General features: G+C 59.8%; 24 protein-coding genes and 1 tRNA gene. 13 read left to right on the plus strand and 12 right to left on the minus strand.

Features of this window, described 5'->3' with window-relative positions; all coding sequences use genetic code 11:
- Positions 1-38: 38 nt before the first annotated feature.
- Positions 39-866, plus strand: a complete 828-nt coding sequence (gene map, locus NKH42_RS16400; protein ID WP_352751297.1) for a type I methionyl aminopeptidase — start codon at positions 39-41, stop codon at positions 864-866.
- Positions 867-919: 53 nt separating this feature from the next.
- Positions 920-1,666, plus strand: a complete 747-nt coding sequence (gene radC, locus NKH42_RS16405; RefSeq protein ID WP_254818353.1) for a RadC family protein — start codon at positions 920-922, stop codon at positions 1,664-1,666.
- An 88-nt stretch (positions 1,667-1,754) separates the two neighbouring features.
- Here the strand turns inward: radC and NKH42_RS16410 are convergent, their stop codons facing one another.
- The 3 genes from NKH42_RS16410 to NKH42_RS16420 form a co-directional block, all read right to left on the minus strand.
- Entirely contained in the window at positions 1,755-4,334 is a 2,580-nt protein-coding gene (locus NKH42_RS16410) for a bifunctional diguanylate cyclase/phosphodiesterase (protein WP_352508769.1), read from the minus strand.
- A 359-nt stretch (positions 4,335-4,693) separates the two neighbouring features.
- Positions 4,694-5,548 carry a class I SAM-dependent methyltransferase gene (locus NKH42_RS16415; RefSeq protein WP_352479767.1) on the minus strand — a complete coding sequence of 285 codons (855 nt, stop codon included), beginning with the start codon at positions 5,546-5,548 and terminating at the stop codon, positions 4,694-4,696.
- Positions 5,549-5,795: 247 nt separating this feature from the next.
- Positions 5,796-6,890: a glycosyltransferase family 4 protein gene (locus tag NKH42_RS16420; protein WP_352508760.1), complete on the minus strand. Its 1,095-nt coding sequence runs from the start codon at positions 6,888-6,890 to the stop codon at positions 5,796-5,798.
- Positions 6,891-7,383: 493 nt separating this feature from the next.
- Here NKH42_RS16420 and NKH42_RS16425 point away from each other — a divergent pair, with 493 nt between their 5' ends.
- The 9 genes from NKH42_RS16425 (at position 7,384) to NKH42_RS16465 (ending at position 15,072) form a co-directional block, all read left to right on the plus strand.
- Positions 7,384-7,740, plus strand: a complete 357-nt coding sequence (locus tag NKH42_RS16425) for an SPW repeat protein (RefSeq protein ID WP_254818350.1) — start codon at positions 7,384-7,386, stop codon at positions 7,738-7,740.
- Between the two features lie 128 nt (positions 7,741-7,868).
- Positions 7,869-8,318, plus strand: a complete 450-nt coding sequence (locus NKH42_RS16430) for a DUF2231 domain-containing protein (protein WP_352689959.1) — start codon at positions 7,869-7,871, stop codon at positions 8,316-8,318.
- Positions 8,319-8,386: 68 nt separating this feature from the next.
- A complete protein-coding gene (locus tag NKH42_RS16435; RefSeq protein WP_502896049.1) occupies positions 8,387-9,664 on the plus strand; it encodes a PQQ-dependent sugar dehydrogenase in 1,278 nt (425 codons plus the stop codon).
- A 261-nt stretch (positions 9,665-9,925) separates the two neighbouring features.
- On the plus strand, positions 9,926-10,741 hold the full coding sequence (gene coxB, locus NKH42_RS16440) for a cytochrome c oxidase subunit II (protein WP_254818347.1): 816 nt from the start codon (positions 9,926-9,928) through the stop codon (positions 10,739-10,741).
- A gap of 91 nt (positions 10,742-10,832) precedes the next feature.
- Positions 10,833-12,602, plus strand: coding sequence for a cytochrome c oxidase subunit I (gene ctaD, locus NKH42_RS16445; RefSeq protein ID WP_352689956.1), 1,770 nt, complete (start codon positions 10,833-10,835; stop codon positions 12,600-12,602).
- Entirely contained in the window at positions 12,599-13,303 is a 705-nt protein-coding gene (locus NKH42_RS16450) for a cytochrome c oxidase subunit 3 (RefSeq protein WP_352508764.1), read from the plus strand. Before ctaD ends, NKH42_RS16450 begins: the two co-directional genes overlap by 4 nt.
- Before the next feature lie 13 nt (positions 13,304-13,316).
- The gene (locus tag NKH42_RS16455) at positions 13,317-14,039 is read left to right on the plus strand and encodes a heme-copper oxidase subunit III family protein (protein ID WP_254818344.1); all 723 of its coding nucleotides are present in this window, start codon (positions 13,317-13,319) and stop codon (positions 14,037-14,039) included.
- A 10-nt stretch (positions 14,040-14,049) separates the two neighbouring features.
- Positions 14,050-14,454, plus strand: a complete 405-nt coding sequence (locus NKH42_RS16460) for a cytochrome C oxidase subunit IV family protein (RefSeq protein ID WP_352689955.1) — start codon at positions 14,050-14,052, stop codon at positions 14,452-14,454.
- 144 nt (positions 14,455-14,598) lie between these two features.
- Positions 14,599-15,072, plus strand: coding sequence for an aminoacyl-tRNA deacylase (locus tag NKH42_RS16465; RefSeq protein WP_254818342.1), 474 nt, complete (start codon positions 14,599-14,601; stop codon positions 15,070-15,072).
- Between the two features lie 65 nt (positions 15,073-15,137).
- Here NKH42_RS16465 and NKH42_RS16470 read toward each other — a convergent pair whose 3' ends face one another.
- The 5 genes from NKH42_RS16470 to tig all read right to left on the minus strand — a co-directional run bounded on the left by NKH42_RS16470 (position 15,138) and on the right by tig (position 20,071).
- Positions 15,138-15,950 carry a DUF2189 domain-containing protein gene (locus NKH42_RS16470; protein WP_254818341.1) on the minus strand — a complete coding sequence of 271 codons (813 nt, stop codon included), beginning with the start codon at positions 15,948-15,950 and terminating at the stop codon, positions 15,138-15,140.
- A gap of 316 nt (positions 15,951-16,266) precedes the next feature.
- Complete coding sequence (locus NKH42_RS16475) at positions 16,267-17,199, minus strand: heme o synthase (RefSeq protein ID WP_352479773.1); 933 nt, start codon at positions 17,197-17,199, stop codon at positions 16,267-16,269.
- A 147-nt stretch (positions 17,200-17,346) separates the two neighbouring features.
- Positions 17,347-17,700, minus strand: coding sequence for a c-type cytochrome (locus tag NKH42_RS16480; protein WP_502896050.1), 354 nt, complete (start codon positions 17,698-17,700; stop codon positions 17,347-17,349).
- A 212-nt stretch (positions 17,701-17,912) separates the two neighbouring features.
- On the minus strand, positions 17,913-18,434 hold the full coding sequence (locus NKH42_RS16485; protein WP_352689954.1) for a hypothetical protein: 522 nt from the start codon (positions 18,432-18,434) through the stop codon (positions 17,913-17,915).
- A 161-nt stretch (positions 18,435-18,595) separates the two neighbouring features.
- A complete protein-coding gene (gene tig / locus NKH42_RS16490) occupies positions 18,596-20,071 on the minus strand; it encodes a trigger factor (protein ID WP_352689973.1) in 1,476 nt (491 codons plus the stop codon).
- Positions 20,072-20,413: 342 nt separating this feature from the next.
- Between tig and NKH42_RS16495 the strand changes: the two genes are divergently transcribed.
- Positions 20,414-20,498 (plus strand) — tRNA-Leu (locus tag NKH42_RS16495).
- A 176-nt stretch (positions 20,499-20,674) separates the two neighbouring features.
- Positions 20,675-21,871, plus strand: a complete 1,197-nt coding sequence (locus NKH42_RS16500; protein WP_352974307.1) for a tyrosine-type recombinase/integrase — start codon at positions 20,675-20,677, stop codon at positions 21,869-21,871.
- A 2-nt stretch (positions 21,872-21,873) separates the two neighbouring features.
- On the opposite strand, the gene NKH42_RS16505 is transcribed toward NKH42_RS16500, so the two are convergent.
- The 4 genes from NKH42_RS16505 to NKH42_RS16520 are packed head-to-tail and all read right to left on the minus strand — an operon-like array spanning position 21,874 to position 25,568.
- Positions 21,874-22,203, minus strand: a complete 330-nt coding sequence (locus NKH42_RS16505) for a DUF2190 family protein (protein WP_352778182.1) — start codon at positions 22,201-22,203, stop codon at positions 21,874-21,876.
- A gap of 1 nt (position 22,204) precedes the next feature.
- A complete protein-coding gene (locus NKH42_RS16510) occupies positions 22,205-22,423 on the minus strand; it encodes a phage head-tail joining protein (protein ID WP_352454477.1) in 219 nt (72 codons plus the stop codon).
- A 2-nt stretch (positions 22,424-22,425) separates the two neighbouring features.
- Positions 22,426-24,234 (minus strand): prohead protease/major capsid protein fusion protein, encoded by a 1,809-nt coding sequence (locus tag NKH42_RS16515; protein ID WP_352974309.1) that lies wholly within the window; start codon positions 24,232-24,234, stop codon positions 22,426-22,428.
- A complete protein-coding gene (locus NKH42_RS16520) occupies positions 24,231-25,568 on the minus strand; it encodes a phage portal protein (protein ID WP_352974310.1) in 1,338 nt (445 codons plus the stop codon). The genes NKH42_RS16515 and NKH42_RS16520 overlap by 4 nt, the downstream gene beginning before the upstream one ends.
- Positions 25,569-25,693 lie beyond the last annotated feature (125 nt).

Here is a 25,693-nt window from a genome sequence, read left to right on the forward strand (position 1 = left end):
GCTCATCCAGCCCTCGCATCCCTGCAAGACGGACAAAAATGGTCACCTATCTCGACGCCGCCACGGCACCGCTCAGAAACACCGGCCAGATCCGTCTTTACGACGAGGAAGGCTTTGTCGGCATGCGCAAGGCTTGCGATCTCACCGCGCGCTGCCTCGACGAACTGGTATCGATGGTGGCGCCCGGCGTCACCACCGAAGCGATCGATCGCTTCGTCTTCGAGTTCGGCATGGACCATGGCGCGCTTCCGGCGACACTCAACTACCGCGGCTACACGAAATCATCCTGCACCTCGATCAACCACGTCGTCTGTCACGGCATACCCGACAGCAAGCCGTTGAAGGATGGCGATATCGTCAATATCGACGTCACCTATATACTCGACGGCTGGCATGGCGACTCCTCACGCATGTATCCGGTGGGCACGATCAAGCGTGCCGCGGAGCGGCTGCTCGAAGTCACGTATGAGTGCCTGATGCGCGGCATCGCGGCAATCAACCCGGGCGCCCGCACCGGCGCCATCGGCGCCGCCATCCAGACCTACGCCGAAGCCGAGCGTTGCTCGGTGGTGCGCGATTTCTGCGGCCACGGCGTCGGCCGGCTGTTTCACGACGCGCCGAATATCCTGCATTACGGCAGCGCCAGCGAAGGCGTCGAGATGCGGCCGGGCATGATCTTCACCGTCGAGCCAATGATCAATCTCGGCCGGCCGCATGTGAAAGTGCTGTCGGACGGCTGGACCGCGGTGACGCGCGACCGTTCGCTGTCGGCGCAGTACGAACACACGATCGGCGTCACCGAGACCGGCTGCGAGATCTTCACGCTGTCGCCAAAAAACCTCGACCGCCCCGGCCTGCGGGCCTAGTGTCTGGCAGATCGGGGCGTTACCGTGCCCGGCAAATGCTGGGTGGGGCAGCCATGAACGGTGACGACGACGAGCGGGCCTTCTTTCCCGAAAGGCCGGTGCGATCGCCCGCGAAGGCGGTGGCCGCCGACAAGCCGCATTATCTCGGCCATCGCGACCGCTTGCGCGAGCGCTTCGCCGCCAGTCCTAACACCCTCCCCGACTACGAACTGCTCGAGCTTCTATTGTTCCGGCTGATCCCGCGCGCCGACACCAAGCCGGTCGCCAAGGCCTTGCTGGCACGCTTCGGTACATTGGCCGAGGTCCTCGGCGCGCCCGTCGAGCGCCTGCAGGAAGTGAAGGGCATCGGCCCGATGGTGGCGCTCGACCTCAAGGTGGTTGCGGCAACGGCGCAACGCATGGCGCGCGGCGAGATCGCCGGCCGCGAGCTGTTGTCGACCTGGACGCAGGTTCTCGAATACTGTCGGTCGGTGATGGCCTTCGAGGAGCGCGAGCAGTTCCGCATCCTGTTCCTCGACAAGAAAAACGCGCTGATCGCCGACGAAGTGCAGCAGGTCGGCACCGTCGACCACACACCGGTCTATCCGCGCGAGGTGGTCAGGCGCGCCCTGGAGCTCTCTGCCACGGCGATCATTCTGGCGCATAATCATCCGTCGGGAGACCCGACGCCGTCGCGCGCCGACATCGAGATGACCAAGCTGATCATAGAGACGGCCAAACCGCTTGGCATTGCCGTTCACGACCACATCATCATCGGCAGGAAAGGCCACTCCAGCATGAAGGGCCTGCTGCTGATCTGAGGTTTGGCGTTGTTTTCAGCTTTGTCCGCTGTGCGCCTATGTACCGCAACCTCAAGGCGGTCGGCTCGATAAATTCTGGCGCCGAGGCTCAGCTGGCCGTGCGCAGGCGCCGCGATCGGACAAATGTCTTAAGTCCCTCGGAGTCTAACGGGTGGCCGAAGGCATAACCCTGCAATATGTCGCAGCCCAGGCCCTTGAGTAGCCGTGCGTGCTGCATCGTCTCGACGCCTTCCGCCACGACCTCGATACCCAGCGATTTGCCGATTTCGATGATCGACGAGACAACCTGCCTTCTCTGCGGCGATTTGACGATTGGGGTGACCAGCTGCCGATCTATCTTCAGCCGGCGCGGCTGCAACTTCAGCAAACTGACCATCGAAGCGTAGCCGGTACCAAAATCGTCTATTTCGATGTCAATCCCCAGTTCTTTTATTTGCTCGATGTTCCACGTGACAAGATCGTCGTTCTCGTCCAGGAAAATCGACTCAACAAGCTCGAACGAAACTGTTCCTCTCTTGATATCTTGTTCTCGCAGGCTCTTGATAAGCTCCTCGTCTTGAAGGCGCCTCGCCGAGACATTGACCGACACCCGTGGAATGTTAAGTTTTGCAGCGGACCACTCTTCGAAATCCGAAAGCGATTGCTTCAATATGGCTTGGTCGATGATCGAGACGACGTTCAGTTCTTCCGCAATCCTCAGGAAGATGTCGGGCGCCAAAATACCCTTTACTGGATGTTGCCACCTCGCCAGCGCCTCAACCCCAACGATTTCGAGCGTCTTTGCGTCAAATTGGGGCTGGTAGAACGGGATGAACTCGTTGCGCTCGAGGCCGCCGAGAATTTCGTCGGCAATCCGTTTTGTATCGACGATTTCGCTTTGCATCGCGTCAGTGAAGAATTCGTATCGATTGCGCCCTCGGCTCTTTGCTCGGTAAAGCGCGATATCTGCGTTCACCAGCAGGTGTTTGGCTTCGACATCTTTTCCGTTGTCGACAGCTATACCCACGCTGACGCCAAAACGGCACCGGTGGCCCTGATAATAGACGGGCTCGCGCATCTGGCTGATGACCCGATCGGCAAGCAGCGCCAGTTGCTTGGTATCGTCGCGTACCACGCACAGAACGATGAATTCGTCTCCTCCAATGCGGGCGACGAATCCTTCGTCGCCGACCTTCGATCTGAGGACTGTCGACGCGTGAACCAGCATCGCGTCACCGGCGGCGTGGCCCAGCGTATCGTTGATGTGCTTGAACCGATCCAGATCGATGTGAAGCAGTGCCGCACGCCCGCCTGAGCGCCTGGCGTTTGCCGCGTAGTCTTCCAGTACCTGGTCGAGGTAACGCCGGTTGGGCAAGCCGGTCAGCGAGTCATGAAGCGCAATGTGCTCTATGCGCGCCTTGGCCGACTCGAGTTCTGCATTTTTCGACTCCGACAGCTGTTTTGCGCGAACCAGATCCTTGTTCAGCAGGACGTCGGCAGTCACGTCCCATTCCGCGCCGATCATTTTTGGGGTGTCGTTTGTGGCCCGGTAAAGGATCGCCTTGGACCGGACATGACGGACCTCGCCATTCGGGCGCACAATCCGGTACTCCGACAAATATGGTCGTCCGCTGGCCACCGCCGTATCGAAATCTGCGTTGGCGCCAGCCAGATCATCTGGATGGATCGCTCCCGCCCAGTCTGTGTAGCCCCGGTGCTCCCCCGCTGGTTTGCCATATATTTCATTGACGCGTTCATCCCATGTAAGCTCGTTGGTCGCGAGATCGTGTTCCCAAACCCCGATAGCCGAAGCTTCCAGAGCGAGTTCGAGGCGTCGTGACAATCGGCGCAATTCCGCATAATTGCGCTGTCTTTCGCCTATCAGACGACCAGTGACCAGGAAAGGGAACACAACCAAGGCCCCGGCCGTCGCCATGATCGCGCGCAACAACCATGCGTTACTTGGCGTCGAAGGCCAGCCGTTCTCGGGAATGGCAGCGAGCTGCCACGAGCCGGAAGGAAGCAAAACGTCAGCCGTCACCGGATCGCTTTTGCTGATCTCCTCATTGCCGTAGAATTGACCACCTCGGTGACCGAGGGCGTCCCTGCCGATCAGCGCTACGTCGATCCCGAGATCGTCGTCAAGCATGCCGCTCGCTTTGTAAAGGCGCTGCACGTCGACAACGGCTGAAATAATGCCCCAGAACCTTTCCGTGTTGCCCGCGCTGGGCACGAAAACCGGAAAGCGGCCGATGAAGCCTTGTCCCCCCTGCTTCAGCTCGACGGGACCGGCAAGCACCAGCTTGCGTTCATCTCGCGCCCTCAGCGCAGCCGCACGCTGCCGCTCGTTCTTGCGGTAGTCCAGGCCCATCGCCTGCTCATTACCCTCCATCGGGTACATCAGGGAAACGACCAGATCGGGCGCGCCGGCAATATTGTTCAATTGCGAGTCGGCGCCAAATAGATTGCTCGCCAGCGAGGCGAAGCGTTGCTGTCCCATATAAGGCTCGGTCACGACGGCGGCGACCAATCCACGCACGAGTTGAAGGTTTCCGTTGATATTGCCTTCGAGCTTGGCGCGGATGAGATTGACCTTGGTCAACACGTCCGCACGGACGGCCTGGTCCGAGACGACTTTGTTCTGGTGCTCCGCGAACGCGGCGCTGATAAGTATGACGACAAGCGCGATCGCCGCCGGAATATTTGCCGACGAAAAGACGACCTCCTTGATGCCGCCGAACTTAGCGCGGAAAAAAGCCAATAGGCGATTCCTCAAGTGCCATTTCAGGTTCCCGGGTCGACCCGATGAGGAAACATTAGCTTTCAATGTTTAATGTCACCTTCACGCTCCTTAGAGCTTTGCGCTTTCCGACCCGTTGCTGATGCTGCAGGCCCGAGCGGTTGGAGCCAGCTGCCGACTTCCACTGACATGGTCCCACTGATTGAGTTGAGATGCGCTGGCGCCGGCGATCCTTCGGAAGATCGAGGAGCGCGAGCGATTGCAAACTTCGACGCTCCGACCCGAGTACTCAGGAGCGTCGACCTGGACTAGTGCCCCTCGATCGCCTTGGGAGACACAAGGTATGGTATCTTGCCGATGCTGCGCTTCGTCGCGCCAATGGAATAGGCCATCGGTATCTTGGGAGAGTTCTCTGGCAGGCCGTACATATCCTTGCCGGCCCGCACGGCAAATGAAAAGTGCTGCCACGAAACAGTGTCATGCTCATTGAGAAAATCGAGCGTCAGACCAGCTGAAATCAGCGCATTCACCACGTCACTGATCGGGTGGATCCATTCATAATAGCGAGGATGCTTCAAGATGCGGTCATCGCCGGTGTAGGTCAGTTCCTCGTTCCAGGCGAGCGGTCGAGCTATCGGCGTTCGCCAGTCGTGCTTCAATTCCAGGGCCGCGGCCTTTCGATCGCACTGAAACATCAATGGATGGCCCTCGGCCATGTAGAGACGGCCGCCGGGTCTCAGGAGGTCGGCAACCACCCGCGCCCAACGGAAAACGTCGTCCAGCCAGTTTACCGAGCCCCATGTAACGTAAGCGATGTCAAAGGTCCGACCGAGCGCTTCCACCGCTTCGAACAGTGGCGCTTCCACGAAGCGCACGTCGGTGCCTGCCTTCGCAGCAAAATCCCGCGCCGCCGCGATCGCCGCCGGTGAAAAGTCGAGCCCCGTCACACTGCCTGCGCCGAGATTCTTCAGGCTGATCGTGTCGAGGCCGATGTGACACTGCAGGTGGACGATATCCTTGCCGGCAATATCGCCGACCTCGCGCGTTTCCAGCTCGTAGAGATTGGATCCGCCGGCCAGCACATTCTCGATGTGGTAGCTGCCCGTTGTGTCGGTCGAGTGCAGTTCGGCCCGATCATCCCAATTAAGGCGGTTCGCACCCAAAAACCGTTCCAAATTCCCCCCACCCCTGACTGACGCATGGTAAACAAGTCGTTAAACTACCTTTGCAGCGAAAGTATCGCGCGTCAATCCGGACCGGGCGGCAGTTTGCCACCATTCGCGGACACCATAGCTTCTGGAACGCTTGCCGCAGATCAAAGGCTTCTGGCGCAGTCGCCGCGCTTGGCAATAAGACCCTGCAGGCGCACCTGACGCCATCCTCGTGGTCTGCATGTGGATTGTCGGTTCCTCAGCCCGGCACAGCCACCATCGCGACATTTCGGGAGAGTTCGTTTGTGGGGGCACCTGCGCCCGCCGTGCCGTTCGTGAGTGCTCGGTAGAGTGCCACATAATCGCTGCACATGCGCTCGACCGTGAACCGCTTCTCGAACGTCTGCCGCACTCGTGCGCGATCGAGGCAGTCTATGCGCCGGAGCGCGCCCACAGCTTCCTCCACCGTATCCACGATCCATCCGGACACACCGTCATCGATGATCTCCGGGACGGCGCCACGCCGGAACGCAATCACCGGCGTACCGCAGGCCATTGCTTCGATCGTCACGAGCCCGAAGGGTTCCGGCCAGTCGATCGGGAACAAAAGCGCTTTCGCATTGCCCAGAAAATCCGCCTTTTGCCGCTCATCGATTTCGCCAATGAACTCCACGTTCGAATGCCGCAGCACTTGCGGCTCGACCCTTTCCTTCCAGAACGACTGGTCCACCTTGTCGATCTTGGCGGCGATCTTCAGGGGAAACCCCGCCCGCACTGCTATTTCTATGGCCGCTTCCGGCCCCTTTTCCGGCGAGATGCGACCGAGAAACGCAAGATAGCCAGAGGTGTTCGGGTGGAATGGCAGAAGATCGCGTGGCAGGCCATGATGCACGGTTCCAATCCAATTGACTGGCGGCACGGGCCGGCGCTGGTCGAAGGAGATCGAGACCAGGGGAACATCGTCGAACATAGCATAAAGTTGCGCCAGATCGGGCAGGTCGAGCCTGCCGTGAAGCGTGGTAACCGTTCGTCTGGCAAAATCCCGAATGATGGGGAAGTGCAGAACATCGACGTGGAAATGCAAAACGTCGAATTCATCGGCTCGCCGGCGCACCCGTTCAAGCATCATGACGTGGTGCGGACCACCGTCCTGGACCCTGGGATTCAGGCGCAGCGCGACGTCGCAACACGGCACCAGCTCGGCTGAGGTACGAGAATCGGCGCTGGCGAACAACGTCACCTCGTGGCCCTGTCGGACAAGTTCTTCGGTCAGATACGAAACAATTCGCTCCGTTCCACCGTAGGTTCGGGGCGGCACGGATTCGGTTAGTGGCGCGATCTGGGCTATTTTCATTTAGAAAATCTTTTCGGCGGCGACCGCCGTCTTTCAAACAAGCTTCGGCGGCAACCAAGACAAGCGAGAGCTTCTCGTTGCGAAGTATTCTATGCAGAGCGTATTTATAGTTGTGCCTTCCGTGCTCCTCCCGTGCAAGCAGGTTGCCCTTATTCAACTCCTCTGGATCCAAGAACTGCGATCCATAAGAAATGTTTCACCGGCTCGATAAAAAGACAGAATGAGCTACGCGCCGCCGCCCCGCCGCCCCCTGACAGGCAGCTTTGGATCGCTCGATCACCACCAAGTGATCCAGGCGTGCCGGTGCCGAATGGAACATAAAGCCCGGAATTCAGTTAGATAGCCGGATTTGGCTGGAGTACCGCCAGATGCGAATTCCAGCTGGGCAGGGCACTACCGTGACACGGAGTGAGCGGCTTCGGGCGCATCTCGCCGAACTCAGGCACCACCTTGCCGAACTCGGGAGCCATAAACGCTCCCTATGGAGGATGCCATGAACCAGTGGACAAACGCCAGGCTCTGTGACGTAGCCAACCTGATCCTTGGGGCAATTCTGTTCTTCTCTCCCTGGATCTTCACGTTTGCGGCAGGCCCGCAGACGCAGAACGCCCTCGGCAGCGGAATCTTGATCGTCGTGCTGTCGGTTGCCGCCCTCGCAGCATTTGCCGTGTGGGAAGAGTGGGTGAACCTGGTCGTCGGGCTGTGGGTTCTCGTATCGCCCTGGGTGCTTGGATTCCAGGCGACAACGGCGATGACCGTGCATGTCGTGATCGGCATTCTGGTCGCGGTGCTGGCGGCGATCGAGCTCTGGATGATGTATCAGAACCCGCCGACCCAGTCGGCCGCCTAGCAGGCGCAGCCAGCCAGCGCCCTTTTTGGGCCTGACAGATCGATCGGTCGTCTGCCGGCCTCTCGGCAACAGCCGCCGGAGGCCGGGTAGGCGGTTGTCTGGACGAGAACCAAGAAGGATGGCGCATCATGGTCGGTGACAATCCGCGTTCGACGGCCAGGATTGCAGGACATCCCGTTCATCCGATGCTGGTGCCGTTTCCGATCGCCTGCTTCGTCGGCACCCTGCTGACGGATCTGGCCTACTGGCGAACAGCGGAGATGATGTGGGCTGACTTCTCCGCTTGGCTGGTTACCGTCGGCGTGATCATGGGCTGCCTTGCAGCGATCGCGGGGCTGATCGATTTCCTGGCCAATCCGCTGGTAAGAGCACAGCCCCCCGCCTTGCCGCACGTGCTAGGCAATCTGCTGGCGCTGGCATTGTCCATCATCAACATGCTCGTGCACACCCGCGATGCATGGACCTCCATCGTTCCTACCGGCTTGATCCTCTCGGCGGTTGTCGTGCTCATCCTTATCTTCACCGGTTGGCTGGGCTGGTCCATGGTTTACCGGCATCACGTCGGAGTGGCGGATTGATACGCGCAGCAAGCTCCATCAGTCAGACCAGGCGCATCACGGTGTCCGTGCTCATTTGCACTGCGGCGATCACTCTTGCAGCGTGCAGCGGCAACGACCCGGACCCCAGCAGTCAGATAGGGCCGAATCCAAAACTGCCGGAGCCGGTCCAATATTTCTTCCCGCCCATGCATCTCGCTTCCGTGGTCGGATGGAAGAACGACGAAAAGCCGACAGTCGCGCAGGGGCTGCAGATCCAGGCCTTTGTCAACGGCTTGCAGCATCCGCGGTCGCTTTATGTGCTGCCCAACGGCGATGTCCTGGTGGTTGAGTCCAAGGCGCCTGGCGGCGAACCGATCAAACGGCCCAAGGATTTGGTGATGGGCTGGATCGAGTCCTGGGTCACCTCGGGCGGCGACAGCGGCCCGAGCAACCGCATTACGCTGCTGCGCGACGCCGACGGCGATGGCAAGCCGGAGCTGACCAGCGTATTCCTCGACCACCTCAACTCGCCCTTCGGCGTGGCGCTGGTGGGAAGCGATCTCTACGTCGCCAATACCGATTCCATCGTCCGCTATCCCTACAACACTGGTGACACAAAGATCACCGCGCCCGGAACGCCGCTAACCGCCCTGCCCGGCGGCCCGATCGACCACCATTGGACGAAGAGCCTGGTGGCAAGCCCCGACGGCTCGCTGCTCTATGTCGGCATCGGCTCGAACAGCAACGTCGCCGAAAACGGCATCGAGGCCGAGAAGAACCGCGCCGCCATCTGGCAGGTGGACAGGGCCACCGGCCAGTCGCGCATTTTCGCCAGCGGTTTGCGCAATCCAAACGGCCTGAGCTGGGAGCCGCAGACCGGGGCGCTCTGGGCAGTGATCAATGAGCGCGACGAGCTCGGCCCCAATCTCGTGCCGGATTATCTGACGTCGGTAAAGGATGGCGGCTTCTACGGATGGCCATACAGCTATTATGGCCAGCATCTCGATCCCCGCGTCATGCCCCAGCGTCCGGACCTGGTCGCGAAAGCGATCGTTCCGGACTATGCGCTGAGTTCCCACGTCGCCCCTCTGGGACTGGCCTTCTATACGGCAAACAGCCTCCCCGAGGCATATCGCGGCGGCGCTTTCGTTGGCGAACACGGCAGCTGGAACCGCACGCGCTTCAATGGCTACAAGGTGGTGTTCGTACCATTCAGCGGCGGCCATCCTAGCGGCGTCGCTACCGACGTGGTGACCGACTTCCTGGACAAGGACAACAAGGCGCGCGGCCGGCCTGTCGGCCTGGCTGTCGACAAAACCGGGGCCCTGCTCATAGCCGACGATGTCGGCAACACAGTTTGGCGGATGACATCTGCCGGCCAATAAAGTGGCCCGCTCCCTTCGTCGAGCTGTCGGTCGAGCAGGTGGAAGGGATCCCCGACGATCGCCGTTCCGTGGTTCTGCCAAGCGCATTCGGTGTGCTCGCCATTGCCTGCCGCTTCGACCGAAGGACCGCCAGCGCCGCGAAATGGTATTTTTGCCCTTCCCACAGCCGGCTCTAGAATTTTCATCGCAAATCAAGTTATGATGCACTTGGTATTTCCCGGGACGGCTTGCGCCGCTTGGAATACCGGGAGGAACCGGGACATGGCCGTTGCGCTTGTACTCGTTCTGATAGTCGTGGGCTCGGTGTTGTTCCACTTCCTGAGCCCATGGTGGTGGACGCCGATTGCCTCGAACTGGGACTATATCGACAACACCATTATCATAACTTTCTGGATCACCGGCGTCGTCTTCGCCGCCGTGGTTCTTTTCATGGCCTATTGCGTCTTCCGCTTCCGTCATCGGGAAGGCAATCAGGCGGCGTATGAACCTGAGAACAGGCGGCTCGAATCCTGGCTGACGGTTGTCACCGCGGTTGGCGTCACGGCTTTGCTCGTTCCAGGCCTGTTCGTCTGGAGCCGGTTCGTTAACGTTCCAAGCGACGCAACAGAGGTCGAAGTCGTCGGCCAGCAGTGGCAATGGAGTTTCCGCCTGCCCGGCAAGGACGGCAAGCTCGGCACATCCGACACTCGCGACGTCAACGCTGAAAATCCACTCGGCGTCATCGCCACCGATGCCAACGGCCAGGACGATGTCGTAGTGGAAGCGGCCGACCTGCACCTCCCGGTTGGCAAACCGGTCAAGATGCTGCTCCGCTCGATCGATGTGCTGCACGATTTCTACGTGCCGGAATTCCGCGCCAAGATGGACATGATCCCGGGCTCGGTCACCTATTTCTGGTTCACTCCGACCAAGACCGGAACCTTCCAGGTCCTGTGTGCCGAACTCTGCGGCCAGGGACATCCGATGATGCATGGCGTGGTCATGGTCGATACGCAGGAAGACTATCTGGCGTGGCTTGGCCAGCAGCAGACTTTTGCGCAGCTGTCCGCGCCCCAACAGATGGGCTCGGCAGAGTAGGAAACCGAAACGACGGTGCGCCGTCGGGATTGAAAATGTGCGGCAGGCCCGAACTGTCGGGCTTGGCCGAAAAGGGCACGGAGGTGTTCCTATGGTCGATATCACACCTGCAGATGCGGTACCGCCGGCCGAAGTCGCGGAAATGGAACTCTACCATCCGCACAGCTGGTGGACGAAATACGTTTTCTCGCAGGACGCCAAGGTCATTGCCATCCAGTATTCGGCGACGGCGACAGCGATCGGCATGGTCGCGCTGGTGCTTTCCTGGCTGATGCGGCTGCAACTCGGTTTCCCCGGCACATTCGATTTCATCACCCCGGAAGCCTACTACCAGTTCATCACCATGCACGGCATGATCATGGTGATCTACCTGCTCACCGCACTCTTCCTCGGCGGCTTCGGCAACTACCTGATCCCGCTGATGGTTGGCGCTCGCGACATGGTCTTTCCCTATGTCAACATGCTGAGCTACTGGATCTATCTGCTGGCCGTGCTGGTTCTGGTGTCGAGCTTTTTCGCGCCCGGCGGACCGACGGGTGCCGGCTGGACGCTTTATCCGCCGCAGGCGATCATGACCGGTACGCCAGGCGGCCAGGACTGGGGCATCATCCTGATGCTCGTCTCGCTGATCCTGTTCATCGTCGGCTTTACCATGGGCGGCCTGAACTATGTCGTGACGGTGCTGCAGGGCCGCACGCGCGGCATGACGCTGATGCGCCTTCCGCTCACTGTCTGGGGTATTTTCACCGCCACCGTCATGGCGCTGCTCGCCTTCCCGGCGCTGTTCGTCGCCTGCGTGATGATGCTTCTCGACCGGGCGCTCGGCACCAGCTTCTTCATGCCGGCGATCGTCGAGATGGGCGAACAGTTGCAGCACGGCGGCGGCAGCCCGATCCTGTTCCAGCATCTGTTCTGGTTCTTCGGCCACCCGGAGGTCTACATCGTTGCGCTTCCGGCCTTCGGCATCGTGTCCGACCTGATCAGCACCCATGCGCGCAAGAACATCTTCGGCTACCGCATGATGGTCTGGGCCATCGTCGGCATCGGCGCGTTGAGCTTCGTAGTCTGGGCGCACCATATGTATGTCAGCGGCATGCATCCCTATTTCGGCTTCTTCTTCGCCACCACGACACTGATCATCGCCGTTCCGACCGCCATCAAGGTCTACAATTGGGTGCTGACGCTGTGGCGCGGCGATATCCACCTCACCATTCCAATGCTTTTCGCCCTCGCCTTCATTGTTACCTTCGTCAATGGCGGGCTGACCGGCTTGTTTCTCGGCAATGTCGTCGTCGACGTTCCGCTGTCGGACACGATGTTCGTCGTCGCCCATTTCCATATGGTCATGGGGGTTGCGCCGATCCTCGTGATTTTCGGGGCGATCTACCACTGGTACCCAAAGGTCACCGGCCGGATGCTGAACGAGACACTGGGCCGGTTCCACTTCTGGATCACCTTTCTCGGCGCCTATCTGATTTTCTTTCCCATGCACTATCTCGGCTTGATGGGCGTGCCGCGGCGCTACAACGAATTGACCGACATGACGATCATGACGGAATCGGCCCACCACCTGAACTCGTTTATCAGCATCATGGCTTTTATGGTCGGTTTTGCCCAGATTGTGTTTCTGTTCAACCTCATCTGGAGCATCCGCCATGGCCGTGAGGCTGGCGGCAATCCGTGGCGGGCAACGACGCTCGAGTGGCAGACGCCGCAAACACCGCCCGCCCACGGCAATTTCGGCAAGGATTTGCCGATCGTCTATCGCTGGGCCTATGACTACAGCGTACCGGGAGCCAAGGAGGACTTCATACCACAAAACGTTCCGGGCTCCTTCGCGCCCTCCAGGGAGCCGGCATGAGCGTAATCCTGGTCTTCCTGCTCGTGATCGCCGGTATTGCTGGGTGGTGGCTTTCCCATCAGCGGCTAATGACGAAGCCGTGGCTCGAGCAAAGCATGGCCGGGGATTTTGTCGCTCTGGACCGATCGGCGCTGCCGACCGCAAAGATCGGTCTCGGCGTCTTCCTTGCCGTCGTCGGCTGCCTGTTCGCGCTGTTCACCAGTGCTTACTTCATGCGCATGGCGCTGTCGGATTGGCGGCCTCTGCCCATCCCGCCCCTGCTCTGGCTTAACACCGGCGTACTGGTCTTGAGCAGCATTGCGATACAGTGCGCTTCGCTCGCGGCGCGCAAGGGTCAAGTGGACATGGTCAGGCTCGGCCTCGCCACAGCTGGACTCACGGCGCTCGTCTTCCTGATTGGACAGCTTGTGGCATGGCGGGAACTGAGTGCGGACGGCTATTTTCTGGCATCCAATCCGGCCAACAGCTTCTTCTACCTGCTAACGGGAATGCATGGCCTGCATATACTGGGAGGACTGGTCGGGCTGGGCAGAACGAGCGTCGGTGCCTGGAACGGAGCGCAGCCGCAGCGGCTTCGCCTCAGTGTCGAGCTGTGCGCGATGTACTGGCATTTCCTGCTTTTCGTCTGGCTCGCCATCTTTGCGCTTCTGGCCGGCTGGGCTTCGACTTTAATCGACATTTGCCGAGGGTTGCTGACCTAGGAGGAACGGGCGGATGGCAGAGACGACACTGGCCCACATCGGCCGAACAGAGCCGCGGCCCGCAGGCTGGCAAGGCATCGCCGCCGACTGGTCCTCGGATCAGCGGGCGTTCAAAAACGTGTCCTGGGGCAAGGCCATGATGTGGATCTTCCTGCTCAGCGACACGTTCATCTTCGGCTGCTTCCTGCTCTCCTACATGACCGCGCGTATCTCAACACGCGTGCCGTGGCCCAATCCGAGCGAGGTTTTCGCCCTGCGCATCGGCGGCTCCGACATTCCACTGATCCTTATCGCCATCATGACCTTCGTGCTGATCTCGAGCAGCGGAACGATGGCCATGGCGGTCAATTTCGGCTACCGCCGCGACCGCCGCAAGACGGCAGTCCTGATGCTCTTGACCGCAGCACTCGGCGCGACCTTCGTCGGCATGCAGGCCTTCGAATGGACCAAGCTGATCACCGAGGGCGTGCGGCCTTGGGGCAATCCCTGGGGCGCTGCACAGTTCGGCGCATCCTTTTTCATGATTACCGGCTTCCACGGCACGCATGTGACGATCGGGGTGATCTTCCTGATCATCGTGGCGCGAAAGGTCTGGCGCGGGGATTTCGACGTCGGACGGCCCGGCTTCTTCACCAGCCGGAGGGGGCGCTACGAGAACGTCGAAATCATGGGGCTCTACTGGCATTTCGTCGACCTGGTCTGGGTGTTCATTTTCGCATTTTTCTATCTTTGGTGAGAGGCAGGACATGGCTGAAGCAACCGCAAACGGCCTGGGACAACACGCACTGGACAGCGCCCATGGGCATGATGCGACGACGACCGGCGTTACCCCGGCGGAGGTTCATCAGGAGCACCCGATCAAGCTCTATCTGGTGGTGTGGGCATGGCTGTTCATCCTCAGCACCTGCTCCTATCTGGTCGACTATTTCGGTCTCCATGGCTATCTCAGATGGTCGCTGATCCTGATCTTCATGATGCTCAAGGCCGGACTGATCGTCGCCATCTTCATGCACATGGCCTGGGAACGGCTGGCGCTGACATATGCGATCATCCTGCCGCCCGTGCTGGTGCTGGTGTTCGTGACGATGATGGTCTTCGAAGCGGACTACACGCTGCTCACCCGAATGGCGTTTTTCGGGGCCGGGCCCTGACATGCAGTCCGGATCCACGCGGTCCGGTCCTTGAGGCTTAGCCTTGAAACAATCCATGGCTGGTCCATTTCTGTTGATATCGGAAACGACAGGCGATGCCGGCGTTTCCACATGCGTCGCGAACACGAGCAAGGGGCGCCCAAGATGACCATCGCAAACAGACTGAAGGACTTCATCGATAGGAAAGGAATTTCCTACGACACCGTCGAGCATCACCGCACCGCGACAAGCAGACAATCCGCCATTGCGGCACATGTGCCCGGCAGCATAATGGCCAAATCGGTGGTCGTTCACCACGACCGTGGCTACGCGCTCGCCGTGGTTCCAAGCACGCACAGGATAGAACTCGCGACATTGCAGGATGTCATGGAGAAGCCTCTTGGACTTGCCTCCGAAGACGAGGTGGTCTCGTTGTTCGGCGATTGCGACGTCGGCGCTGTGCCGCCGATCGGCGCTGCCTATGATGTGCCGGTGGTTCTCGATGAAAGCCTCGGCGACGCTCCCGAAATCTATTTCGAGGGCGGCGACCACAAGACGCTTGTGCATGTGAGCGGCAAAGATTTCCGCGACCTGACAAAGGACGCGCGCCAAGCCCGTTTCAGCCACCCCGCCTATTGAAAGCTCTGCCTCACCCTGCCCGCACCGGCACTTTCGCCGGTGCGGGCAGAGTGCATTTTTTCAGCTCACGGTCTGGTCGCCGGCGGCGATTCCACAACTTTCCGGTAAACATGCCAGGTGGCATGGCCAAGGATCGGCAGCACGACTGCCAACCCGGCGAACACTGGCAGCGATCCGATGATCAGGGCGACGGCGACAATAAGGCCCCACACCGCCATCACGATCGGGTTGGCCAGCACAACGCGCACCGAGGTGTGGATGGCTTCGTAGGCGCCGACATCGCGGTCGAGCAACAACGGGAATGCGACGACCGTGGTGCACAACACAACCGCCGCGAACACGAAGCCGATGGCGTGACCCAGGATGATGAGCGTCCAGCCGCGTCCCGTGGCGAATATTTCACTGATGAAGCTGGACAGCGATTGCGGCGGCGCCGGTCCGAACAGGGTCTGGTAAAATATCTGGGCCGTCAAAAGCCAGGCGATGAAGATCGCAAGCAGCATGACACCGACCGCTGCAATAGCCGGCAGCGCTGGAGAACTCCTGACCTCAAAGGCGTGTCTCCACGAGGCGTCGAGCCCGGCTTCCCGCCGCCGACTGATCTCATAGAGGCCGATCGCCGCGAACGGACCAATCAGCGCAAAGCCGGACACAAGCGGAAACAGCAACGGCAGCGTGTTGTTGCCTGATGTCCAGACAGCAAGCACGACTCCGGCAATCGGATAGATCAGGCAGAGAAATACGATGTGCGACGGCTTGACCATGAAATCATCGACGCCACGCCTGAGCGCATCAAAAAGATCGGAGACACCGATTTTTCGAATTCTGGTGTGTTCCAGCGTCTCGCTGGCGCCTGCTATCACGTGAAAGCTTGCCATGACCATTCCTCCAGACCAGGTCCGGTAAGGTCGCGTTTTACGGTGCTGCCGTTCTGCATGATTGGCCCACGCAAACCGCGACCTGCACCATGATCAATATACTCTCATGCGGGGGACTTGTCGCGCTTTGTAGGAAGGCCCGGGAGTAGGAGGTCCCGGGTAGCCCGACTAGCTACGGACGTGGTTCTTCGATATGCTCTTCTAGTCGAAGGTGAAGGTCATGGACGGAAGGACAGTTCTCATACTCGGCCTTGGCGTCGTTATTCTGCTGTTGCTGGGATTTTGTGCTCTGCCAACGTGATTTTTTGAGCCGGAGTCAATAGCCGGCTGAAGCGATCACTCGCATTACAATGGTGTCGGCAAGCAACGCCGCAAATATTGCGAAAAGATAGACAATCGAATACGCAAACAGCGCCTTTGCCGGCTTCATCTCCTTGTCGGCGACGAGAACCTTCCAAGCCTGCCAAATGAAACCTGCACCCAACGCGGCTGAAGCAGTGCCGTAATATCCGCTCGCGAAGCCGAAGCCCCAAGGCAGCACGCCGATTGGCGCCAAGAGCAACGAATAGGCGAAGATTTGTTTTCTGGTCGAGTGCTGGCCGGCCACATTCGGCATCATCGGGATGCCCGCCGCGGCATAGTCGCCGACCTTGAAAAGGGCCAGCGCCCAGAAATGAGGCGGCGTCCAAAGGAAAATGATCAGAAACAGAATGAGACTTTCAATGCCTATTGCGCCTGTTGCGGCCGCCCACCCGATCACCGGAGGAAGGGCACCTGCCGCGCCGCCTATGACGATATTCTGTGGCGTCGAGCGCTTCAGCCACATTGTGTAGATAACGACATAGAAAAAGATGGTGAACGCCAACAACGATGCGGCGAGCCACCCCACCAACACGCCGAGCGTCATGACCGACAGTGCGGAAAGCACCAGACCGAAGCCGAGAGCTTCGCCAGGCGTGACGCGACCGGACGGAATTGGTCGCTTGGACGTGCGAGACATCAAGGCGTCTATGTCTGCGTCGTACCACATATTGAGCGCGCCGGCGGCTCCCGCTCCAACCGCGATTGCGCCGATGGCGATTACGGCGATAACTGGATTCATCACGCCGGGCGCCATCATCAGGCCGACGAAGGCAGTAAACACGGCAAGCGCCATGACCCGCGGTTTCAAGAGCGCAATGAAATCGCCCGCCGTCGCCTCCGAGAGGCGGATGCCGGTATCCTTGAGACGGCTTTCTTCAGTCGACATTCAGACGACCACCGATGGGAACGGCAGCCTAGCCGGCCAATGTCTTTTTTGCAACGAGCCGCCCTCACCACCGACACTGCCGGCAGATTGCGGCCGAGGCTATGCCTCGACCTGTTTGCGATACCAAGATCCGGCGGAAGAGCCGCGCTATTTGGAGAATTGCTTCAGGTAGGCGATGACATTGGCGATGTCCTCGTCTTTCTTGAGGCCGGCGAACGCCATCTTCGTTCCTTTGACCATCGCCTTGGGATCGCGAAGGTAGGTCGTCAGCGTGGCTTCGTCCCATTTGACGCCCGACTTGCCGGCCTCGGTCATGGCCTTGGAATAGCTGAACCCTGGATGCGTGCCGGCCGTTCGGCCGATGACGCCGTTCAACGACGGACCGACCTTGTTCTGGTCCTTGTCTGCGACGTGGCAGACCTTGCATTTGGCGAAGACCTTCTCACCCGCCGCCGCATCCTGTGCCCGCGAGGGGCCGGCAATGACGGTGGCGACGGACATTACGATAAAAAACACAATGGCACGCATGGCATTTCCTCCCTGATCGCCAATTTGCCCTGGCTGACCTGCGCAGGCCCACCTTTAGTCCGCTGGCATGCGCTCTTGAATGGCAGAACGGATATCCACTGCCTGGAGTTGCGGCACCTACATACCACGGAACCCGGCCGGCAGGTAGAGTTCGATCATGCAATGGATTAATGCGGACAATCCGCTCAAGGCAATTTGGTGTTGCAGGTGGCGGCGATCCGGCCGACCGCCTCTTCAACTCCGGCGAGGTCAAACTCGGCTTTGCCGCGCCCCGACAGCAGCCCGAACCGCCAGGACAGCAGCAGCCGGTCCGCGGAAATCAGTCGCCTGATGCCGTCAGCACCGTCGCGGACCAGCATCTTGCTGTGCGGCCCGACCGACCAGCTTTCGTTGAGCTTGGCGGATTGGTCGACAGTCACCGACATGGCGATGGTTCGGCTGGCGGAAACGGTGTCGCTCAGCTGCAGCCATTCGCTCCAACGCGGTTCGCCGGCTGTCCGGCAGGCGATCGTCAAAACCGGGCTGTAGCTCAATGCGCCGCCGCCGGTGATGAGCTTGTTGGTCGCGTAAAGCGAGGCGGTGACAAGGCCATCGCTGCTCTTGTCGAACCGCCAGTTGGCGAGAACCGTATCAGCCTGGGCACTGCCGCAGACCGACGCAAGCAGGAACGCCGCCGCCACGCTTCCGATACCGAAGAACTGTCTCAACGATGCCTCCAACAACCGCTGCGATTTCGCAACCCAGCGCAGATAATCATCAAAGTTTCGTATCGCTACCTCGACCGCCAGATACGTGAAATCCGTTGCGTCTGCGCCACAACGAAAAAGGCCGCCTCGAGAAGGCGGCCTTTCGGAATTCAGCAGGAACGTTATTCAGCGTCCTTGGCGGCCTTCTTCTTCGGCGCGGCCTTTTTCTTCGGTTCTTCGGCGTCGTCGTCGGCCTTCTTTGCGTCCGCTTTTTTCGCAGCCGCCTTCTTCGCCGGCTTGGCCTTGGTTGTCTCCGTATCCTCGTCGTCGGCCAGCAGCTCTTCCTTGCTGACCTTGACATCGGTGACCGAAATCTGGCCGAGCAGATGGTCGACCACCTTCTCTTCGAACATCGGCGCGCGCAACGTGTTCAGCGCTTCGGGATTGTTGCGATAGAATTCGAAGGCTTCCTGCTGCTGGTTGGCCGGATAGCGGCGTACCTGCTCGAACAGGCCGCGCTGCAGTTCCTCGTCCGTCACGGTGACGCCGGCCTTCTCGCCGATTTCGGCGAGAACCAGGCCGAGACGCACGCGGCGCTCGGCAAGCCGCATATATTCGGCACGCGCTTCTTCTTCCGTCGTCTCTTCGTCGGCAAAGGTGCGCCCGGCAGCTTCGAGATCGCGATTGACCTGGTTCCAGATGTTGTTGAACTCGGCCTCGACGAGCTTGGACGGCGCCTCGAACGAGTAGGCAGCGTCGAGCTGGTCGAGCAACTGCCGCTTGACTTTCTGGCGCGTTATCGAGCCGAACTGGTTCTCGATCTGACCGCGCACCACCTCGCGGAGGCGCTCCAGAGATTCCAGGCCAAGGTTTTTGGCCATCTCGTCGTTGATCTCAAGTTCGCCGGGCTTCGACACTTCCTTGACGGTCACGTCGAAAGTGGCTTCCTTGCCGGCCAGATGCGTCGCCTGGTAGTTTTCCGGGAAGGTAACCGTGACCTGCTTCTCGTCGCCGGCCTTGCTGCCGACCAGCTGGTCCTCGAAGCCGGGGATGAATTCCTTCGAGCCGAGCACCAGCGGCTGATCGGTGCCGGCGCCGCCGTTGAAGGCTTCGCCGTCGATCTTGCCGACGTAATCGATGGTCACGCGGTCGCCCTCGGCGGCCTTGCCGGTCTTCGGCTCGTAAGTGCGGGCGGATTCAGCGACACGCTTGACCTGCTCGTCGATCTCTTCATCCGGCACGTCGAACACCTGGCGCGTCACCTTGATGTCGGAGAAATCCTTGATCTCGATCGGCGGAATGACCTCATAGTTCAGGCGGAACTCGAAGTCGGCACCGCCTGCCAGGATCTTCTCGGCTTCCTTCTCGTCCTCGGTCATGATCACTTCGGGCTGCATGGCAGCCTTTTCGCCGCGCCCGGTGATGATCGAACGGGTCGAGTCATTGAGGATCTCGTTGACCACTTCGGCCATGAACGATTTGCCGTAGACCTTGCGCAGATGCTGCACCGGCACCTTGCCGGGGCGGAAGCCGTTGATGCGGACCTTGTTCCTGGCATCGGAGAGCCGCGCCATCAGCTTGGCTTCCATGTCACCAGCCGGCACGGTGATCTTGATCTCGCGCTTGAGACCGGAGTTGAGCGTTTCGGTGACCTGCATCATAAAACCTTTGTTCCACCAATGAGGCCGTCAAACGGCCCCTGCCGTTTACAGCCTGCCGGTATGATCTTGCCGGGAATGGCTTTTGGTGCGGGACTTGGCGATCTGTCCGCTCAGCGCGGCACAAATCCTCCAGAAATACGCTCCAAAATGTGAATAAGTCTTTGTTTTTCCTACTTCTTATCACATTCTGCAGAAGCGGATCGTCGCGTCCCGTCACATTCGACACGCCTTTTGTCACAGGCGCGGCCGATTTTCAACCATCTTTGCATTCCGGCCAATGATGCCGATGTGGGCTCTGACATTGACAGAATGATGGCTACATGGGATTGGCCGGGCAATGCGGATGTGGCGGAATTGGTAGACGCCCTGGATTTAGGTTCCAGTGCCGAAAGGCGTGGGGGTTCGAGTCCCTTCATCCGCACCAGCAACTCTTTTCTGTCCTATTTCCTCCCCTGAAATTCACAGAAAACGTGAATATTTTCAACGCTTAAGTGGATCACAGGTGAACGAACAGGGAACCATGCATCCCCATGCGTCCCGGTTGATTACAGCGTCAAGTGCTGTAAATCTGCGGTCGACGCTGTATTTTGGGGACTCGATATGAAACTGACAGACAATCAGTGCCGACAGGCGAAGCCTCGCGAAAGGCCATGGAATCTGACCGATGGGCAAGGTTTATTTCTGCTCGTTAAGCCCAACGGTTCAAAATTATGGCGCCAAGACTACGCCTTTAACGGCAAGAGACAGACGGCCAATTTCGGCCCCTACCCCGATATCAGCCTCGCCCGTGCGCGCGACTTGCGGGACGAATTGAAGCGGAAAATTGAAAGCAGGATTGACCCCGCCGCGAAGCCGGGAGATAGCCGCCCCACCTTTGAAGCGGTCGCACGGGAATGGTTCAAAGCGAAGCTGCCAGGCTGGAAAACTAGTTACTCACGGCGCATTTGGAAACGCATTGAAGATGACATACTGCCGGCGCTAGGTGACACGGCCATTGCCGACATCAAGCCCAAAGCCGTCCTTGAACCTCTAAAGGCAATCGAAGCTCGGGACGCCACCTACACGGCGCGGCGCATTCACCAAATGGTGCGGTCCATCTTTGAGTTTGCGATTGCCTCAGAACATATCGAGTTAAACCCCGCTGCCAGCCTTGGCATCGTCTTGAAGCCAGTTCCCAAGGGCAACAATCGCTCAGCGCTTAAGGAAGCAGAACTGCCAGAATTTTTTGTCAGACTGACCAAGACGCCCATGGAAGAGTCGACGCGGCTCGGCCTCAAAGCCGTCGCTCACACCTTTGTTCGAACAGACGAGATACGTTTCGGCAAATGGTCGGAATTCGATTTCAAGAAAGACGTTTGGACTATCCCTGCCGACCGCATGAAAATGAAGCGGGAATTTAAGGTGCCGCTCAGCCAGCAGGCCAAGGCAATCTTCCTGCGGTTGCGCGAACTGGCTAACGGCAGCGAATGGGTGCTACCCGGCCCCTACCCTAAGAAACCAGTAAGCGAAAATTGCCTGCTCTTTGCTCTTTACCGCTGCGGATACCACGGACGCGCAACCGTTCACGGCTTCCGTGCTACGGCTTCAACGATCCTGAATGAAAGCGAAAGCCCGGTTTGGGATGGGCAAGCGATTGAGCACCAACTGGCCCATGCGCCCGACGACGCCATACGATCAGCCTATGACCGAGGCGAACGATGGACGACTCGCGTCAGCATGATGCAATGGTATAGCGATTTGCTGGGCAAGCATGAGAAGGCCGGACTCGCCAATGACTTGTCCGACCTTCTGGCTTGAAATCAGAAAGAAGCGTTGAACCGAACGCGCGCGGTAGCGCTCGGATTGGCAGCCGCCGCGACGACAACGCCAAGCAGCGTGTTACCGGCTGCCGTCTTGTTGACCAGTTTGGTTGCCGCGTCGAAGTACACCTTGTCGCCGACAGCGATTGCGAGCGCTGAGACCTTGGGCAGTTCATAGACTCCACCCAAGGCAAGGTCGAGGTCGTCGCCGATGGCGGCGGCGCCGGCAGCAATGCCGACGATCGAGCCGGCGACAACAACGTCACCGGAAACAGTGACGGCAGCGGCCGGAATGGTCAGCACGTGACCAGGCTGAATGTAGTTTTTCATGTCAGATTCCTTTCGACATAGTTGGATAGACGATCGATGCGGGGCGCTTACCCGATGCCAGTTCGCATTCGCGTTCGAGAGCCGCCAGCGCGGCTTTCATTTCACCGTCGCTGCGGTAGGTGATTTCCTCGCCGTTGGAGTCGCGAACGCTCCGGATGCCCGAGTAACGGGCTTCCTTCAGCCGGTCGCGCCACTCCCCTAGATTCGCCAGAACCGACATGATCAGACGCCCGGATTCTTCTGCGCTGCCCGGTAGTCAACCCAGCCGCCGCCGAAGTCTTCGAAGACGCGGAACGATACGCCCAGCGTGTCCCACATTTCCTGTCGCTGAATCTGCGGCCCCTGAGCGCCGCTGAGATAGGCGTACTGCAGGCCGGCAAGGCGCGCGGGATCGGCGAAGACATACCATTGGTCGTCTGCAATGCGCGGCTCCACAAGCAAGCTCACCTTGCCGGCGAACGGGTTCACGTCGTCGGTCTTGGTTGCCTGAATTGCCGAAAGCAGCTTTTCAGCGGCCGTTTCGATTTCCGGCCCGACAACCAGGTATTTCGGAGTGGCCGAAATCAGCGTCTTGCCATCCAGGTCTTTGCGCTGGCGAAGGGCGAGGCGAGCAACCGAGAGTGAAGCTTCAGCGAGCGCGGCGCCGGTCGACAGGTTCCCATGGTTTGCATGGAAGACTGCCACGCCGTCAGCCATCGCCGGATTGTCGAGAAGCAGGCTGACAAGCAAATCGGCTTCGGTCTGCGCCGCTGCCTGCCCAAGAGCCGCAACGATGTCGCCGAAAGCGCCGGTATCATCATCGATCATGAGCTTGCGAGTCAGATCGAAGCGACGGGCATAGGTGGCAAGGCTGATCTTTTCGCCCGTCTCACCACGCGACGTTGCCTTGATTTCCCCGTGCTCGCTCAGTTCCTCCAGGCGGCCCATGCCGCCCAGGCGGATCGAGGTCGACTCCTTGAAGTTCGGAAGCGTGCGCTGCCGTGCAACCGTCTTCAGAGGGCTTTCGGCCGCCTGATAGGCGCCCATGAGGGTCTTGTTGGCAGCGTTCGAAACCACGAGTGGGAAATCAGATGTGCCGTGCGAGGCGCGCTGCAAAACTTCGTCGGTCGAGAGACCGCGAACGGATACGCCGGCACGAGTGAGCGAGTCGCGTGCCATGTCGAGCATCGACATATTGGCAAATTCGCGGGAAGCTGCCGGCAGTTCAGCAACGCCGCCCATGCGGAAAGCCAAGGCGTCCGACGCGCGAGTCGTGATCGCCGCCGGGTCGTCATGGGAAGCGACGACGCGAATGCGCGGCGCCTGGCGCGTCTGCATATGTTCGAACGCCTCGGCGCGGGCCGCAACGGGATCAAGATCACGATCAATCATGTCGTCGATCTCTTCCGCTTTCATACCGGCCGCGCGGCCGATGACGCGGATTTCGGTCCGACGCTGAGCCGGGGTCAGTTCAATGATGTCGTCTTCCATTTCTTCAGTGCTCCTTTGGATTCTGGAATTTGGGTCTGCCGGGATTGGCGTTAGAGAGACTTCGATCAGTGACCAGTCGACGGCGGTTTTGGTTCGAACGCCTTTGGCGTCCACGGACTCGGCCCAGCGATGAACGATGTAACCGGCCGAAAGGTGCGGCAGCGTCCCGTCTGCCACGCGCTGGCGAATGGGCTTCAGGTCGTCGGCAGCGGAAAAGCGGGCTTGCGCCAGCGCCTTGTCGCCTTCGATCTTCACGCTGTGAACGCGCCCGACCGTCGAACGGGATGACGTATCGTGATCCAACTGAAGGGGATAATCTTCGCCGTCCTGAATGCGCAGCCCACGCATTGAAAGAACTTCGCGGTACGGCCCTTTTGCGTCGCGGCGCATGACGGGAGTCGAGGTCGCGAAGACAACCGGAACGGTCAAAGTATCTTCGTTCAGAGTCGAGCCGTCGAAGGTGATTGAACGGCTGAATTTCTCGCCATCGTCGCGAATGTTGCGAGGCGGTAGGATGATGCGCGCCGCTTTGCGCGGGTCGCCTGTAAGCTGCACGGTCACTGTTGAGTTTCCTTTTGGGGCTTGGGGCTGGTGATCGCGGGATGAGCGGCAATTTCCGCGTCCAGCTTTTCGATGCTGTAGCCCTGGGCTGCTACAGCCTGTTTCCGACTCATCAAGCCGTTGTCGATCGCGAGAACTTGCGCCTTCAGATCCTTTTCAGGATCGACCCAAGGCTGAGCGGGCGGAATCCATTCCACCGCGAAAAGGTCGTCGTCGATCTTTGCGGCGATCTCGCCAGACAAGACGGCTGCGGTTGCGACACGACGCCAGACGGGATCAAGCCAGCAAGGCTGCAGCACATTGAATTGGTAGGCGTCGATCGTCTGCCGGAAGCTCACCAGCGCGGCGCGCAGGCTCGAATAATTGGCTTGGGTCAGATTGCCGTCGACCAGATGAACCGGAATGCCCAGGCCGGCCGCAATGGTGCGGATCATGTGCTGCACAAGCTCGGCCGACTGTTGGGCTTGCTGCGGCGCCGTGCTGTTGACCTTCCAACCGCCTGGAATTTTCAGGATTGCACCGGGGGCAAGCCCGGCTCCTTCCTGCAGCGGATCGTCGGCGCTGGTGTCGTTCTCATTCGTCAAGATGACGGACAAGAGCGCAGCCATTCTGACATTCATCGCCTGAGCGTCTTCGAGCGAGTCGAGCGCATCGAGGCGAAGCAAGACCGGGGCGAATTTCGATATGGCCCGATAAGAGCCGGTTGCAAACTGGCCCAGGTGCAACACGTCTTCGGCATCGACACGAACAGGCGGCGCATAGGTTGCGAAAACATCAGTCGGGCGCGCCGGGTGAATATGATAGGCGAGGACTCGCCCGTCGCCGTCAATTTCGATGCCGTTGACGATTTGCCGGCCATCGGAAAGCATCGTGGTCAAATCCATCGCCACTTGCTCGGCCGGGATTGCCTGAAGCTGGTCGCCGACCCAGCGCGCGAACGCCTCGCCGTCAATGAACTCGTCGCCGACAGCGTTAGCCGTAAGCGTGCCGAAATTGCTGCGGCCCGTCACGTCAGCCCGCTTGGCCCATTTCGCGAAAGATGCGTCCAGCGCGGCCCGCACTGCAGGGTCAGGATGTTGGCTTGTTGGGATCAAGCCAGGCCCGACAACGGCAGTCTTCCAAGCCTCTTTCGCGGCGCGGGCAAGCGCGTTGTTTTGCGCCTTGTGACGGGCGCGGCCTTGAACAGTGCCACGTGCTGCGCTGACTTCGCTCGCATAGGTGCTGAACGTCGCACGGCCGGTGTCAAAGCGGTTCTTCGCGCCGGTGACGGCTTCATACATGCGGACAGCCGTTGACGCGGTCGTGCGTTTCCTGAAGCGATCAAAAAAGCTCATAGACACGCCTCCAAGGTGTCTACGCGCGTACAATTCGTCAGATCATCTTCAAACCACAAGATCAGACGGTCGTAGGCTTGCCGCTCTACGGACTCGCGAGAGATACGCTGCCACATTGCCAGCAT

It is taken from the genome of Mesorhizobium sp. M1142, assembly GCF_040318565.1.
In the GTDB taxonomy this organism is placed as follows: Bacteria; Pseudomonadota; Alphaproteobacteria; order Rhizobiales; family Rhizobiaceae; genus Mesorhizobium.

Coding starts and splice junctions, on each gene's coding strand:
- map (WP_352751297.1), top strand. CDS start 39: ATGGTCACCTATCTCGACGCCGCCACGGCACCGCTCAGAAACACCGGC.
- radC (WP_254818353.1), top strand. CDS start 920: ATGAACGGTGACGACGACGAGCGGGCCTTCTTTCCCGAAAGGCCGGTG.
- NKH42_RS16420 (WP_352508760.1), bottom strand. CDS start 6,890: ATGAAAATAGCCCAGATCGCGCCACTAACCGAATCCGTGCCGCCCCGA.
- NKH42_RS16425 (WP_254818350.1), top strand. CDS start 7,384: ATGAACCAGTGGACAAACGCCAGGCTCTGTGACGTAGCCAACCTGATC.
- NKH42_RS16430 (WP_352689959.1), top strand. CDS start 7,869: ATGGTCGGTGACAATCCGCGTTCGACGGCCAGGATTGCAGGACATCCC.
- coxB (WP_254818347.1), top strand. CDS start 9,926: ATGGCCGTTGCGCTTGTACTCGTTCTGATAGTCGTGGGCTCGGTGTTG.
- ctaD (WP_352689956.1), top strand. CDS start 10,833: ATGGTCGATATCACACCTGCAGATGCGGTACCGCCGGCCGAAGTCGCG.
- NKH42_RS16450 (WP_352508764.1), top strand. CDS start 12,599: ATGAGCGTAATCCTGGTCTTCCTGCTCGTGATCGCCGGTATTGCTGGG.
- NKH42_RS16455 (WP_254818344.1), top strand. CDS start 13,317: ATGGCAGAGACGACACTGGCCCACATCGGCCGAACAGAGCCGCGGCCC.
- NKH42_RS16460 (WP_352689955.1), top strand. CDS start 14,050: ATGGCTGAAGCAACCGCAAACGGCCTGGGACAACACGCACTGGACAGC.
- NKH42_RS16465 (WP_254818342.1), top strand. CDS start 14,599: ATGACCATCGCAAACAGACTGAAGGACTTCATCGATAGGAAAGGAATT.
- NKH42_RS16470 (WP_254818341.1), bottom strand. CDS start 15,950: ATGGCAAGCTTTCACGTGATAGCAGGCGCCAGCGAGACGCTGGAACAC.
- NKH42_RS16475 (WP_352479773.1), bottom strand. CDS start 17,199: ATGTCGACTGAAGAAAGCCGTCTCAAGGATACCGGCATCCGCCTCTCG.
- NKH42_RS16480 (WP_502896050.1), bottom strand. CDS start 17,700: ATGTCCGTCGCCACCGTCATTGCCGGCCCCTCGCGGGCACAGGATGCG.
- tig (WP_352689973.1), bottom strand. CDS start 20,071: ATGCAGGTCACCGAAACGCTCAACTCCGGTCTCAAGCGCGAGATCAAG.
- NKH42_RS16500 (WP_352974307.1), top strand. CDS start 20,675: ATGAAACTGACAGACAATCAGTGCCGACAGGCGAAGCCTCGCGAAAGG.
- NKH42_RS16505 (WP_352778182.1), bottom strand. CDS start 22,203: ATGAAAAACTACATTCAGCCTGGTCACGTGCTGACCATTCCGGCCGCT.
- NKH42_RS16510 (WP_352454477.1), bottom strand. CDS start 22,423: ATGTCGGTTCTGGCGAATCTAGGGGAGTGGCGCGACCGGCTGAAGGAA.
- NKH42_RS16520 (WP_352974310.1), bottom strand. CDS start 25,568: ATGAGCTTTTTTGATCGCTTCAGGAAACGCACGACCGCGTCAACGGCT.